We start from the raw sequence: 13521 nt of genomic DNA on the forward strand, positions 1-13521 counted from the left end.
GTGTCTGACGAGCGCAGCGGAGCTGCCATATTGATCGAGTGCCTCAAGCGGCAAGGTGTCGAATTCGTGTTCGGCTATCCTGGCGGCGCGGTACTGCCGATCTACGACGAACTCTTTGCAGAAGGCGAAGCAGACGGCGGCATTCGCCACATCCTCGTCCGGCACGAAGCCGGCGCGGCTCATGCGGCCGAAGGCTATGCCCGCTCGACCGGAAAGCCTGGCGTGGTTCTGGTGACCAGCGGTCCGGGTGCCACCAATGCGGTGACCGGCATTGCCGATGCCTATATGGATTCCATTCCCATGGTCGTGATCACCGGGCAGGTTCCGACAGGTCTGATCGGGACCGACGCTTTCCAGGAAGCCGATACAGTCGGTCTGACCCGCCACTGCTCCAAGCATAATTATCTCGTGAAGGATCCGGCCAAGCTCCGCTCCACGATTGAGGAAGCCTTTCGGATCGCGACGACCGGGCGGCCGGGGCCGGTGGTGGTCGACATTCCCAAGGACGTGCAGATCGCGCTCGCCGAATGGGGAGAGCAGGATTCCGAGCCCCTTCCCTCGCATCGGTATCAGCCGCGGATGGTTGGCGCAGCGGACGAAATCGCCGAGGCGGTCGATATGCTGGCGGCGGCTGAACGCCCGATCTTCTATACCGGTGGCGGCGTTATCAACGCAGGGCCACGCGCCTCCGAACTGCTGCGGCAATTGCAGCACAAGACAGGCGCGCCGGTTACCAGCACGCTGATGGGTTTGGGGGCCTTCCCGGCCGACCATCCGGACTGGCTTGGCATGCTTGGCATGCATGGCACTTACGAAGCCAATATGGCGATGAATCGCGCCGATCTCATCATCGCGGTCGGCTCGCGCTTCGATGATCGCGTCACCGGCCGGCTGGATGCCTTCGCGCCCGAGGCCAAAAAAATCCACATCGATATCGACCGCGCTCAAATCAACAAGATCGTGCCGGTGGACCTCGGCATCGTGGGTGACTGTGGGCACGTGCTCGAACAGTTGCTGGATGGCTGGGGCAACCGCAAAGGTCGGGACCTGTCCGAATGGAAGGCGCGTGTTCTGGGCTGGAAGGCACGCGATTGTCTCGCCTATCCGGAAAAATCTGACCTCATTATGCCGCAGAAGAGCATCGAACGGCTTTTCGCCCTGACGAAGCATCGCGATCCGATCATCACTACCGAGGTCGGGCAGCACCAGATGTGGGCAGCCCAGTATTTCGGCTTCATGGGACCGAATAAATGGCTCACCAGCGGCGGTCTCGGCACGATGGGCTACGGCCTGCCCGCAGCCATCGGCGCCCAGCTCGGCAACCCTGATGCGCTGGTGATCGACATTGCCGGAGAGGCCAGCATCCAGATGAATATCCAGGAATTGGGCACCGCGAGCCAGTTCCGCTTGCCGGTGAAGATCTTCATCCTCAACAACGAATATATGGGCATGGTCCGCCAGTGGCAGGAGCTGACCTATGAAAGCCGCTATTCAAACAGCTATTCGGACAGCCTGCCCGATTTCGTGAAACTTGCCGAAGCCTATGGCTGGAAAGGCATCCGCATCGAGGATGAAAGCGAACTCGACGCAGGTATCGAGGCGATGCTGGCGCATGACGGTCCGGTTATTGCCGATTGCATGGTGGCCAAGGAAGCCAATTGCTTCCCGATGATCCCCAGCGGCGCGGCGCATACCGACATGCTGCTCTACGGCGACAAGGTCGGCGGCACGATGGACGACGAAGCGAAGGCACTCGTATAATGGTTATCTCGAAAGAACTTCCGGCGGCGCTGGCCGCCAAGGCGCAGCGGCGTAATTGGTACACGCGCGAAAATGCCGAACAGCTGCTCGACTGGATCGAAGAGACCGGCCAGCGCTTTCTCGGCGTCGATGTGGCGCAGGAGCAGTCCGACGGCAGCTGGCTGCTGATCGACGAGGGGCTGGACCTCAGCCGCCAGACGGAGAATTTCGAGGCCGTCCGCCGCGGCCGCCAGTTCATCGCCGAATATGACGGCTCCGGCCGCATGTTCGCGCCTGTGTGGCAGGACCGCGGCGAATGAGAATCGCCGAGCAGTCCTCCGAACGGCACGTGCTGAACGTGATCGTCGATAACGAGGCGGGTATCCTGGCGAAGATATCCGGCCTCTTCACCGCGCGCGGCTACAATATCGACAGCCTGACCGTGGCCGACATCTCTGAAGACCACGCCATCAGCCGCATCACCGTGGTAACCCGCGGGCCGGAGCCGGTGATCGACCAGATCCGCGCCCAGCTCGAACGGTTGGTGCCAGTGCATCGCGTGATCGACCTCACCGAAAGCGGCGCACATGTCGAACGCGAGCTGGCGCTGGTGAAAGTCGCCGGAAAGGGGGACGCGCGTGTCGAGGCGCTGCGGATTGCCGAACTGTTCCGCGCCAATGTCGTCGACACCACCACCCAAAGCTTCGTGTTCGAGCTGACCGGCTCGCCCGACAAGGTGGACAGTTTCATCACCCTGATGCGCGAACTCGGCCTGGTCGAGGTCGGCCGCTCGGGGATCGTGGGAATGATGCGCGGGCCATCTGCTGAATAGTGGCCGCGGAACAAGTGAGGAATACAATGCAAGTCTATTATGATGCCGATTGCGACCAGCAGCTGATCAAGGACAAGAAGGTCGCCATCGTCGGTTATGGCAGCCAGGGCCACGCCCATGCCCAGAACCTGCGCGACAGCGGGGTTGGCGAGGTCGTCATCGCGCTGCGCGATGGCTCGGCCACGGTGAAGAAAGCCGAAGGGGCCGGTTTCACCGTCAAGACCGTTGCCGAAGCGGCAGAGTGGGCGGACGTGCTCATGATCCTCGCGCCCGACGAGCATCAGGCGGCAATCTATGCCGATGAAGTCGCGGGCAAGATGAAGCCCGGCAGCGCGCTGGCCTTCGCGCATGGCCTCAACATCCACTTCGGCCTGATCGACCCGCCCGCCGATGTCGACGTCATCATGATCGCGCCCAAGGGCCCAGGCCACACGGTGCGCGGCGAATACATCAAGGGCGGCGGCGTGCCCTGCCTCATCGCGGTCCATCAGGAATCGAGCCAGTCGGGCGGCAACGGCTTCGCCAAGCAGCTCGCTCTCTCCTATGCCAGCGCTGTCGGCGGCGGGCGCAGCGGCATCATCGAAACCGATTTCAAGGAAGAGTGCGAAACCGACCTTTTCGGCGAACAAGCGGTGCTGTGCGGCGGGATCACCCACCTTATCCAGGCCGGGTTCGAGACGCTGGTCGACGCCGGATACGCGCCCGAAATGGCCTATTTCGAGTGCCTTCACGAAACCAAGCTGATCGTCGATCTGCTCTATGAAGGCGGGATCGCCAACATGCGCTATTCGATCTCGAACACGGCTGAATACGGCGACATCAAGACCGGCCCGCGCATCATCACCGAAGAAACCAAGGCCGAAATGGGCCGCGTCCTTAAAGACATCCAGTCGGGCCGCTTCGTGAAGGATTTCGTGCTGGACAACCAGGCAGGCCAGCCCGAGCTGAAGGCCAGCCGCAAGGCCGCCGCGGCGCATCCGATCGAGAAGACCGGCGCCCAGCTTCGCGCCATGATGCCCTGGATCGGCGCCAACAAGCTGGTCGACAAGGACAAGAACTGATCCCTTGGTCGCGCCCCATCGCTCTCCTTAGGGAAAGGATGCAAACCGGGCGCGACCACCACGTCTTCTTTGCCGAGCGGGTTTGATGCGAATTTGTCTTCGGCGCGAACCGATAGCTGGATTTATCCGCCCGTCATCGCCACAAGGGGCCGCAGGATGGACCGTCGCAGCATTGCGGCGGACCGGGGCAAGGATAATCGTCCCAGGCTATTGCGGCCGGGATCAGACACCAACCGACTCTCCTGAGGAGAAGACGCAATGAAAAAACTCGTAATCGCCGCCGCTGCCTGCACGCTGGCCGCCCCCGCCGCCTTCCTGTCGGCCCAGAACGCCAGCATCCCGGGTCAGATGGATCCCTCGCGCGTTGCCGGAGGCACCTATCAGCTCGATCCGTCGCACACGCTGGTGAGCTGGCAGGTCAATCACTTCGGCTTCAACGATTACTTCGGCCTGTTCGGAGACATCGAAGGCACCATGACGCTCGATCCGGCGAATATTTCCGCCACCGAGTTCGACATCACCGTGCCGATTACCAGCGTTTCGGTGGCCAGCGAAGGCCTGCGCGATCACTTGCTGCGTCCCGGCAAGGACGGCGGCGATCCCGACTTCTTCGGCGCCAATCCCGCGCCTGCACGGTTCGTCTCCACCTCGGTCCGCCGCACCGGCGACACCAGCGCAGTCGTTTCCGGACAGCTGACCATGAACGGCAAAACCGGTCCGGTCACCATGCTCGTCGACTTCACCGGCGCGGGCGAAAACCCGATGAGCAAGGCGCCCACGGTCGGTTTCCAGGCCCGCACCACGATCGACCGCACGCAATGGGGTGTCGACTATGCCGCTCCGATGGTCGGCAGCGATGTCGACCTGGAAATCAGCGCGGCGTTCGAACGCCAGCAGTAAGCCACTTTAATCTCGACTTCCCATCGGCATGGCGGCATCTGCCGTGCCGATGGGGGACGAGTATCGAACCAGGCTGATCTATATTCTGTGTGCGGTGGCCTTCACGGTCGTCGTGTTCAGCCTGCTTGCCCGCGACCGTTCGCCTGCCTTTCAGCCGCAATCCAGCCTCCCCGAGATACAGCGCTACGCCCGTGACACGCTGGCCGGACTGCAGGAGCAGTCCATCGCGCGAAATCAGGAATATTGCGGCGTCATCTATGAAGACGAAGCCGGTGCGCTGAACACTTCCGAAATCTACGAAGGCGAACGGGCCGAATGCGAATTTGACTGGGGCCTGCCGCTCGGCAACCATGTCGTCGCCAGCTTCCACACCCACGGCGGATACGATTTCGATTACGACAGCGAAGTGCCTTCGGTGGAAGATCTCGCCAGCGATGTGGATGCGCGGATCGACGGCTTCGTGTCCACTCCTGGCGGGCGCCTGTGGTATAATGACTGGCAGGAAGGCGCCTCCACGCAGCTGTGCGGCGAAGGCTGCCTGGCGCAGGACCGGCGCTATGTCGCGGCGCCGAAAGAAGACCTTGCCCTCACCTTCACTATCGCTGACTTGCAAGCACGCGGGGCCTACGGCACCCAGCCGGAGTGAGACTGTCCGACTGCCATAACATCCACGATTTTCGCCAATTGGCGAAACGGCGACTGCCGTGGCCGGTCTTCGACTATATCGACGGCGCAGCGGATGACGAGCTGACTAAGGGCCGCAACACCGCCGCTTTCGACGAAGTCGATCTCGTTCCCGATGTGCTGGCCGGGGTGAAAAGGATCGACACGGGCTGCACGATCATGGGTCGCCGCAGCGAATTGCCGCTGATGCTCAGCCCCACGGCCCTGCAACGCGCCTTCCACCGGGATGGCGAACGCGCCGTGGCCCGGGCCGCATCGAAATTCGGCGTCTGGTTCGGCATCTCCAGCCTCGCCACCCATTCGATCGAGGAGGTCGCCGCGCTGACCGACGGGCCCAAGCTGTTCCAGCTGTATGTCCACAAGGACAAGGGTCTCAATGCCAGCATGATCGAACGCTGCAAGGGTGCCGGTTTCGATGCGCTGGCGCTGACCGTGGACACCATCGTATCGGGCAAGCGCGAACGCTGCCTGCGGTCGGGCTTCACCACCCCGCCCCGCTTTTCCGCCAGTTCGCTGTGGAGCTATGCCACCCGCCCGCGCTGGACGCTGGATTATGTCTTCGGGCCGAAGTTCCGCCTGCCCAATCTCGACGGGTACGTGAGCGAAGGCAGCGGCAAGGCGGTGAGCATCCAGGATTACTTCAACACCATGCTCGACACCGGCATGGATTGGGACACCGCCGCCCGCATCCGGGAGGACTGGGGCGGGACTTTCGCGCTCAAGGGAATCATGAGCGTGGCGGACGCCCGCCGCGCGGTCGAAATCGGGGCGGATGCCATCTGGATTTCCAACCACGGCGGCCGCCAGCTCGACGGCAGCCGCGCGCCCTTCGACCAGCTCGAGGAAATCGTCGACGCGGTCGGGGGCGAGATCGAGATCATCCTCGATGGCGGGGTAAGGCGCGGAACGCATGTGCTGAAAAGCCTTGTCATGGGCGCCACTGCGGCATCGGGCGGACGCCTCTATCTCTATGCCCTCGCCGCTGCGGGGCAGGAAGGCGTGGAGCGCGCGCTGCAAATCCTGAAGGAAGAGATCGAGCGGGCCATGCGCCTGATGGGCGTCGTCAGCGTGCAACAATTGAGCCGCGAGAGGGTAAGGCTGCGATGAATATGCAAAGTAACGGTTGAACTGAAGGCAATAATACGCAATGCACCAGCCGATGAACCGTATCGGACTTATTCTGCGACTTAGCCGCCCTTGGGCGTGATCCGTGCGTGCCCTGTAGGTGCGCCGCGCACCCAAGGGCAGATCAGACCGCAGCTTTAACCGACACGAGTACTCCCCAATGCCCATGCTCACCGACCCGAGCGTCAAATATTCGCCCTTTCCGCAGGTCCCGCTGGCGGATCGGCAATGGCCCTCGCGCACCATCACCGCGCCGCCACGCTGGCTGTCGACCGATCTTCGTGACGGCAATCAGGCCATCGTGGATCCGATGGACGCGCATAAGAAGAACCGTTTCTTCGATCTTCTGGTTGATGTAGGCGTGAAAGAAATCGAAGTCGGCTTTCCCAGCGCTGGCGCAACCGAATTCGATTTCATCTCGGGGCTCGTCCAGTCGGGCCGCATCCCTGACGACGTGCTGGTGCAGGTTCTCACGCAAAGCCGCGAGGATCTGATCCGCACCAGCTTCGCCAGCCTGACGGGCGCGCGCGCGGCGATCGTCCATCTCTACAATGCCGTCAGCCCCGCCTGGCGCGAAGTGGTCTTCGGCATGACGAAAGACCAGGTGCGTGACATCGCGGTCCACGGTGCCAAGATCATGCGCGATGAAGCGGCAAAGCAGCCCGAAACGGACTGGCACTTCCAGTACAGCCCGGAAACCTTCTCCACCGCCGAACTCGATTTCAGCCTCGAGGTTTGCGAAGCGGTGATGGGTGTGCTCGCCCCCACGCCCGAACACCCGATCATCCTCAACCTGCCCGCCACGGTGGAAGCGGCCACACCCAATATCTATGCCGATCAGGTCGAATATTTCATTCGCAACCTGCCCAACCGCGAAAGCGCGGTCATCAGCCTGCATACGCATAACGACCGCGGTACCGGCGTCGCGGCGGCGGAACTGGCACTGATGGCCGGTGCCGACCGCGTGGAAGGGTGCCTGTTCGGCAATGGGGAGCGCACGGGCAATTGCTGCCTCGTGACCATGGCGCTCAACATGTACACGCAAGGCGTCGATCCGCAGCTGGACTTTTCGGACATCGACCGGGTGATCGAGACGGTCGAATATTGCAACGAACTGCCCGTGCACCAGCGCCATCCCTATGGCGGCGAACTGGTCTACACCGCCTTTTCCGGCAGCCATCAGGATGCGATCAAGAAGGGGTTCGCGGCGCATCAGGTGCAGAACGATCCGCACTGGCGCGTGCCTTACCTCCCCATCGACCCGGCCGATCTGGGCCGCAGCTACGAAGCAGTCATTCGCGTCAATTCGCAGTCCGGCAAGGGCGGTTTCGCCTGGATCCTGGAGCAGACGCAGGGCCTCAAGCTGCCCAAGAAGATGCAGGCCAATTTCAGCCCGCATGTCCAGCGCGTGGCGGACGAACTGAGCCGCGAGCTGACGGCAGACGACATCTGGGAAAGCTTCAAGCAGGCCTATCACGTGCAGACCGCGCCCAAGCATTTCCAGCTGGTCGATTACGAGGAACGCCGCGCCACGGACGGCACGCGGCTGTTCAGCGGAACAATCGAGGTCGAGGGCCAGGAGCAGACCGTATCCGGTCGCGGCAACGGCCTGATTTCCTCCGTCCTCGCCACGATCGAGGATGCATTCGGGCTGAGCCTCGAGGTGGTCGACTATACGGAGCATGCGCTGACCACGGGGCGTGACAGCCGCGCTGCCGCTTTTCTGGAATGCCGGACGCCCGATGGTCAGACTATCTGGGGCGTGGGGATCGATGAAGACGTCGCCACAGCCAGCGTACGCGCCGTTCTCTCGGCGGCCAATTCTGCTGTCATGCGCAAGTCCCCGGCCTGATTGCGGGACCTCTCAAGGGGGCCGATGCGGAGCCTTGCGGCATCGTCGGCGGGCGCTCGGGACGGGCTGATCCGGGGCCTCACCCAGCCCTCGCCGGCAAGCGGCGAGAACTCCCTTTCCTACATTCAGCCTGGCTGATAGCGCTGCCCCATGCCCGCTCTATTTCCCCTTCCAGGCCGCAGAAATCAGGGGGTCTGGCGGGGTCATTTGTTTTTGATCTGGACCGTGCTCCATGTGCTCCATCCTGTAGGATTCGCCTTTCGTGACCAGCCCTTCTCCGAGGCTGCTTGACGTTTACGTAACGTCACGCTCGACAAGTGCGATGGCACGCAATACGCACTGCGCCAACTGGAAGAGGAACCCTAGCGAATGACCCTACCGGCCCCCTTCGACAAACTGCGTATCCCCGTGATCGGCTCGCCGCTGTTCATCGTCTCCGGACCGGAACTGGTGATCGCGCAGTGCAAGGCGGGTATCGTCGGCAGCTTCCCGGCGCTGAATGCGCGGCCGCAGAGCCAGCTCGACGAATGGCTGCACCAGATCACCGAAGAACTGTCCGCCCATAATCGCGACAATCCCGATCGGCTGGCAGCACCCTTCGCCGTCAACCAGATCGTCCATCGCTCGAACGACCGGATCGAAGCCGACATGGCGACCTGTGCCAAATGGCAGGTACCGCTGATCATCACCTCGCTCGGCGCGCGGGAAGAGATCTTCCAGGCCGTGCGTGGCTGGGGCGGGATCACGCTGCATGACGTGATCAACAACCGCTTTGCCCATAAGGCGATCGAGAAAGGCGCGGACGGTCTCATCCCCGTCGCCGCCGGTGCGGGCGGACATGCCGGCACGCTCAGCCCCTTCGCCCTGATGCAGGAAATCCGCGAATGGTTCGATGGATTGGTGGCGCTGTCCGGCTCGATCGCCCACGGCCGCTCGATCCTCGCCGCGCAGGCGCTGGGAGCGGATTTCGCCTATATCGGCTCCCCCTGGATCGCGACCGAGGAAGCCAATGCCGTCGATGGCTACAAGCAGGGCATCGTGGAAGGCAGCGCGGACGGGATCGTCTATTCGAACCTCTTCACCGGCGTGCATGGCAACTACCTGCGCTCGAGCATCGAGAATGCCGGTCTGGACCCTGAGAACCTGCCCGAAAGCGACCCCAGCAAGATGAACTTCGGCAGCGGCGGCAATACCAAGGTCAAGGCGTGGAAGGACATCTGGGGTTCGGGTCAGGGCATCGGCACGGTCAAGACCATCGGCCCGGTGTCGGACATGGTCGCGCGGCTGGAACGCGAATACGAAGCAGCCAAGGCCGCGCTGACGCAAAAGACCGGCTGATGCGGATCGCGCCGGGTCAGAACATCCCTGACGCGATCCCTTCGGCCAGCCCTTCGCCCATCTCGCGGGCGGTTTGCAGGGTGGAGGGTTCTAGCGTCTTGGCCGCAAGGATCGCCTCCGGAGATTGCGCCTCGGTGTTGACGATCCAGGGCTCGGCCACGCGCTTCAACCGCCAGCCCTTGGCGATGCGGTCGATCTGTCGCTGGGCGCCCTCGCCGTCGCTTCCAGCGGCGATGATGGTGGCGAAGGGGCGGCCGTTCAGCTTGCCCAGCACCGGGTAATAGCAGCGGTCGAACATCTCCTTCATCTCGCCGCTCATGCTGGCGAGGTTCTCGGGGCAGACAAACAGATAGCCCGCCGCTGCCAGCAGGTCATCGGGCGAGACATCTGCGGCGGGGAGCAGAGAGCCATTGGCGGCAGCACCTTCGGCAGCGCTCGTGGCAAGCGCCTCGCTGGTGCCAGTGCGCCCATGCCATGCGATCAGCAGATGTCCGTCTTTCATGGACACAAATTCGGGGCACCGCTGTCGATTGTCAACGCAGGCACGGTTGCCGTGCCAGCACGCAAGAGAGTATAAACCACGCCATGGCTACCACTGCCCTCCCCAAGGTTTTCGGCGTTTCCCAATCCCTCACCGGCCGCGCCTGGCGCTGGCGCGGCGGCAATATGGATCTGGGCCAGGGCCACTTCGGAGACGGAGAGGCCATCGTGCGCCAGATACTGCTGGCCCGAGGCGTCGCGCCCGAGGATCTTCGGCGCCATCTGACACCCACTCTGCGCGAATTCCTGCCCGACCCTTCGGAGTTCAGGGATATGGACGTCGCCGCTGACCGGATCGCCCAAGCGGTCCTCGGCAAAGAACGCATAACCATTTACGGCGATTACGACGTCGATGGAGCCACAAGTTCAGCGCTGCTGATCCGCTTGCTACGCGACCTTGGCGTCGAGGCCGAGTACTACATCCCCGACCGGTTGCTGGAAGGATACGGTCCTTCCGGGGAAGCCTTGGTAAAGCTTGCCGAAGGCGGCTTCAGCCTGATCGTGACCGTCGATTGCGGCGCGATGGCTCATGAAGCCCTCGCCATGGCGAGCGAGGCAGGGGTCGACGTCATTGTGGTCGATCATCACAAGTGTTCGCCCGATCTTCCCCTTGCCGCAGCGCTAGTGAACCCCAATCGGCTGGACGAGAACGACCTTGCCGCATCACACGGCCATCTCGCGGCAGTCGGCGTCGCATTTCTGCTGGCCATCGCCTTGGTGCGAACCCTCCGCAATCAGGGCTATTTTGCCGCCCGCAAGGAGCCTGACCTCATGGCATTGCTCGACGTGGTGGCCCTCGGCACGGTCGCGGACGTAGCGGCGCTGCACGGACTCAATCGCGCCTTCGTCGCGCAGGGCCTCAAAATCATGGCTCGGCGCGACAATATCGGCATGGCCGCCTTGATAGACGCAAGCCGGCTGAAGCGCGCGCCGGCCTGCTCCGACCTGGGTTTTGCGCTCGGCCCCCGCATCAACGCAGGCGGAAGGGTCGGCGAATCGACCCTTGGCGTGCGGCTACTGACCACGCAGGACAGCGAAGAAGCGCGCCAGATCGCCGCCCAGCTCTCTTCGTTGAACGAGGATCGCCGGACCATCGAGGCCGACGTGCAGCAGCAAGCCGAAGACCAGCTTGCAAGCCAGCACAACCGCGCCGTGCACGTCGTTTTCGCCCGAGGATGGCATCCCGGCGTGATCGGGATCGTGGCCGGCAGGATAAAGGAGAAGACTGGCAAGCCGTCTCTCGTGATCGCGCTTGACGAAAACCGCCAAGGTAAGGGCTCAGGGCGTTCGATTCCCGGCGTTGACCTCGGTGCCGCAATCATCCGGGCGCGTGAGGAAGGCTTGCTGGTGAAAGGCGGTGGCCATGCGATGGCCGCCGGGCTGACGGTGGCAGAAGACAGGCTTGAAGCATTCTCCGACTGGATCGACGCTCATCTCGAAGGCCCTGTGTCCCGCGCTGGCGAGAATCGCGAGATGCTCGTCGATCTCGCCGTCGCTCCCGGTGGACTCACTCCCGAATTGGTCGAAGCGCTCGAAGCTGGCGGCCCCTATGGTGTCGGCTGGCCCGGACCTCGCGTCGCGGTTGGTCCCGTCCGCTTGGTCAAATGCGATGTCGTCGGGACAGACCACGTTCGACTTATCGCCAGCGGTGATGACGGCAAGAGCTTCAAGGGAATCGCGTTTCGCGCTGCGGAAAGCGACATGGGCCAAGCTTTGCTTCATGCCTCGAAGGGGCGGCGTCTGTGGCTCGCCGGGCGCGTGAAAATCGACGACTGGGGTAGCCGCCCACAAGCGGAACTCCATCTGGAAGACGCAGCTTTTGCAGATTGATGGAAAAGACACCCGATTGTGGGTTGACGGTTTTGACAGGCGCGCCTAATTGCGCCGCCACGCCACCGACCCCGCAAGGGGTGTGGCCCGTTCGTCTAGCGGTTAGGACGCGGCCCTTTCACGGCTGAAACACGGGTTCGATTCCCGTACGGGTCACCATCGGTGGCGTTATTGCATACGCAATCCGCGCAAAGCGCCACACATGTGGCCCGTTCGTCTAGCGGTTAGGACGCGGCCCTTTCACGGCTGAAACACGGGTTCGATTCCCGTACGGGTCACCACCTCTTCCATGACAATCGGTTTGCCGGGCTGGCGCCCACCGCCCCGGCCCGCTAAGCGCCTGGTCATAATGACTTCCCGTCCCTTTCCCTGGTCCGGTTTTGCGCTGGCACTCGCCACGGCCACGGGCCTGATCATTCTCGGCCTCCCCACCCTCCCGATTCTGCTCATGCTTTTGGTCTGGGCTGGCTCGCTCTGGCTTGTCGGCGGACCTCCGCCGCCCCCGGTGGAAAAGCGCAAGAATGGCGGGATCTCCCGCGAGAACATCGGCGATCTGCTTGAGCATTCCGAGAGCCCTGTCATCGTAATCGAGAATGGCCGGGTCGTGATCGCCAATCTGGCCTCGCGCCGCCTTCTCGGATCGCACATCCTTGGACAGGACGCCCGTATGGCGCTGCGGCAGCCCGAGGCTGTCAGCCTGCTGGAAAGCGGTGAGGACGGAGTTGCGATCGTGCGCGGCCTCGCTCGGCGAAAGGATATCTGGCGGATCAATCGCCAGAGCCTGGAGGGCGGGCTGGCCATCATTGAATTCGTGAACAAGACCGCCGAGGCGGATATCAGTAGAGCGCACACAGATTTCGTGGCCAATGCCAGCCACGAGTTGCGGACCCCTCTCGCCTCCATTCTCGGTTATGTCGAAACGTTACGCGAAGATATCGACGACCTCGATCCCAAGATGGGCGACAAGTTTCTTGCTACCATTCAGCGTGAAGGGCTTCGCCTCCAGCAATTGATTAGCGACCTCATGTCGCTTTCGCGGATCGAAGCTGAAAAGCATGATCTGCCCGATGATATTCTCGATTTCGGCAAGCTGGTCGATCGCGCCGCTCGTGATGCAGCGGGAGATCGCGCGGTTCGACTAAATATGGATTCACATGGCGACTTCAGCGTCGGCGGTGATGAGCAGCAGCTGGAACAGATGGTCCGCAACCTTGTCGACAATGCGTTGAAATATGGCTCCGAAGACCAGCCCGTCACGGTTCGCCTGCAGCCGCAGGGCGACAAGCGTGTTGTTTTGTCGGTGCAGGATCGCGGCGACGGCATTGCGCCGGAACACCTGCCTCACCTTACGCGCCGCTTTTATCGTACCGATCCTGGCCGCAGCCGGGCCTCCGGCGGTACGGGACTGGGGCTGGCGATCGTCAAGCACATCGTCGAACGTCATCGCGGCAAGCTCGCTATCGATAGCACTCTCGGAGAAGGCACCAGGGTTAAAATAACCCTGCCCCTCGCCGAATAGATAAGACCAGAAAAGCAACTTCTTGCGCAGGTCGTTTACGGCCCGAATCTTTGTGTCAGACTTATGTCACAAAGACGTAATGTACCGGTCATAGATGCGA

Annotated in this window: 12 protein-coding genes and 2 tRNA genes; 13 read left to right on the forward strand and 1 reads right to left on the reverse strand. The window is 62.6% G+C overall.

The features are described 5' to 3' along the window. From ilvB to ACI2I1_RS00905, 9 genes are all read left to right on the forward strand, one after another. Positions 1–1761 carry a biosynthetic-type acetolactate synthase large subunit gene (gene ilvB, locus ACI2I1_RS00865; protein WP_404677530.1) on the forward strand — a complete coding sequence of 587 codons (1761 nt, stop codon included), beginning with the start codon at positions 1–3 and terminating at the stop codon, positions 1759–1761. Beyond that, positions 1761–2060: a hypothetical protein gene (locus ACI2I1_RS00870; protein ID WP_404677531.1), complete on the forward strand. Its 300-nt coding sequence runs from the start codon at positions 1761–1763 to the stop codon at positions 2058–2060. The genes ilvB and ACI2I1_RS00870 overlap by 1 nt, the downstream gene beginning before the upstream one ends. Next, positions 2057–2572 carry an acetolactate synthase small subunit gene (gene ilvN / locus ACI2I1_RS00875; protein WP_221541351.1) on the forward strand — a complete coding sequence of 172 codons (516 nt, stop codon included), beginning with the start codon at positions 2057–2059 and terminating at the stop codon, positions 2570–2572. The genes ACI2I1_RS00870 and ilvN overlap by 4 nt, the downstream gene beginning before the upstream one ends. Before the next feature lie 26 nt (positions 2573–2598). Continuing rightward, on the forward strand, positions 2599–3633 hold the full coding sequence (gene ilvC, locus ACI2I1_RS00880) for a ketol-acid reductoisomerase (RefSeq protein ID WP_404677532.1): 1035 nt from the start codon (positions 2599–2601) through the stop codon (positions 3631–3633). A 258-nt stretch (positions 3634–3891) separates the two neighbouring features. After that, complete coding sequence (locus tag ACI2I1_RS00885; RefSeq protein ID WP_404677533.1) at positions 3892–4533, forward strand: YceI family protein; 642 nt, start codon at positions 3892–3894, stop codon at positions 4531–4533. 28 nt (positions 4534–4561) lie between these two features. Next, positions 4562–5179: a DUF4329 domain-containing protein gene (locus ACI2I1_RS00890; RefSeq protein WP_404677534.1), complete on the forward strand. Its 618-nt coding sequence runs from the start codon at positions 4562–4564 to the stop codon at positions 5177–5179. Continuing rightward, positions 5176–6324: an alpha-hydroxy acid oxidase gene (locus ACI2I1_RS00895; RefSeq protein WP_404677535.1), complete on the forward strand. Its 1149-nt coding sequence runs from the start codon at positions 5176–5178 to the stop codon at positions 6322–6324. Before ACI2I1_RS00890 ends, ACI2I1_RS00895 begins: the two co-directional genes overlap by 4 nt. Positions 6325–6502: 178 nt before the next feature. Then, the gene (gene leuA, locus ACI2I1_RS00900) at positions 6503–8194 is read left to right on the forward strand and encodes a 2-isopropylmalate synthase (RefSeq protein WP_404677536.1); all 1692 of its coding nucleotides are present in this window, start codon (positions 6503–6505) and stop codon (positions 8192–8194) included. Positions 8195–8563: 369 nt separating this feature from the next. After that, positions 8564–9532 (forward strand): NAD(P)H-dependent flavin oxidoreductase, encoded by a 969-nt coding sequence (locus ACI2I1_RS00905; protein ID WP_404677537.1) that lies wholly within the window; start codon positions 8564–8566, stop codon positions 9530–9532. A gap of 16 nt (positions 9533–9548) precedes the next feature. Here ACI2I1_RS00905 and ACI2I1_RS00910 read toward each other — a convergent pair whose 3' ends face one another. Next, complete coding sequence (locus ACI2I1_RS00910; protein WP_404677538.1) at positions 9549–10034, reverse strand: flavodoxin family protein; 486 nt, start codon at positions 10032–10034, stop codon at positions 9549–9551. A gap of 83 nt (positions 10035–10117) precedes the next feature. Between ACI2I1_RS00910 and recJ the strand changes: the two genes are divergently transcribed. The 4 genes from recJ (at position 10118) to ACI2I1_RS00930 (ending at position 13421) form a co-directional block, all read left to right on the forward strand. Then, a complete protein-coding gene (gene recJ / locus ACI2I1_RS00915; protein ID WP_404677539.1) occupies positions 10118–11902 on the forward strand; it encodes a single-stranded-DNA-specific exonuclease RecJ in 1785 nt (594 codons plus the stop codon). Positions 11903–11986: 84 nt separating this feature from the next. Beyond that, positions 11987–12061, forward strand: a tRNA-Glu gene (locus ACI2I1_RS00920). A gap of 47 nt (positions 12062–12108) precedes the next feature. Further along, positions 12109–12183 (forward strand) — tRNA-Glu (locus tag ACI2I1_RS00925). A gap of 68 nt (positions 12184–12251) precedes the next feature. Beyond that, positions 12252–13421, forward strand: a complete 1170-nt coding sequence (locus ACI2I1_RS00930) for a sensor histidine kinase (protein WP_404677540.1) — start codon at positions 12252–12254, stop codon at positions 13419–13421. Positions 13422–13521 lie beyond the last annotated feature (100 nt).

The sequence above is a fragment of the Qipengyuania sp. NPDC077563 genome (assembly GCF_044901345.1).
Taxonomy (GTDB): Bacteria; Pseudomonadota; Alphaproteobacteria; order Sphingomonadales; family Sphingomonadaceae; genus Qipengyuania; species Qipengyuania aestuarii.

What these genes read in the sequence shown, in the direction of transcription:
- ACI2I1_RS00870 (WP_404677531.1), top strand. Translation starts at nt 1,761, where the DNA reads ATGGTTATCTCGAAAGAACTTCCGGCGGCGCTGGCCGCCAAGGCGCAG.
- ilvN (WP_221541351.1), top strand. Translation starts at nt 2,057, where the DNA reads ATGAGAATCGCCGAGCAGTCCTCCGAACGGCACGTGCTGAACGTGATC.
- ilvC (WP_404677532.1), top strand. Translation starts at nt 2,599, where the DNA reads ATGCAAGTCTATTATGATGCCGATTGCGACCAGCAGCTGATCAAGGAC.
- ACI2I1_RS00885 (WP_404677533.1), top strand. Translation starts at nt 3,892, where the DNA reads ATGAAAAAACTCGTAATCGCCGCCGCTGCCTGCACGCTGGCCGCCCCC.
- ACI2I1_RS00890 (WP_404677534.1), top strand. Translation starts at nt 4,562, where the DNA reads ATGGCGGCATCTGCCGTGCCGATGGGGGACGAGTATCGAACCAGGCTG.
- leuA (WP_404677536.1), top strand. Translation starts at nt 6,503, where the DNA reads ATGCCCATGCTCACCGACCCGAGCGTCAAATATTCGCCCTTTCCGCAG.
- ACI2I1_RS00905 (WP_404677537.1), top strand. Translation starts at nt 8,564, where the DNA reads ATGACCCTACCGGCCCCCTTCGACAAACTGCGTATCCCCGTGATCGGC.
- ACI2I1_RS00910 (WP_404677538.1), bottom strand. Translation starts at nt 10,034, where the DNA reads ATGAAAGACGGACATCTGCTGATCGCATGGCATGGGCGCACTGGCACC.
- recJ (WP_404677539.1), top strand. Translation starts at nt 10,118, where the DNA reads ATGGCTACCACTGCCCTCCCCAAGGTTTTCGGCGTTTCCCAATCCCTC.
- ACI2I1_RS00930 (WP_404677540.1), top strand. Translation starts at nt 12,252, where the DNA reads ATGACTTCCCGTCCCTTTCCCTGGTCCGGTTTTGCGCTGGCACTCGCC.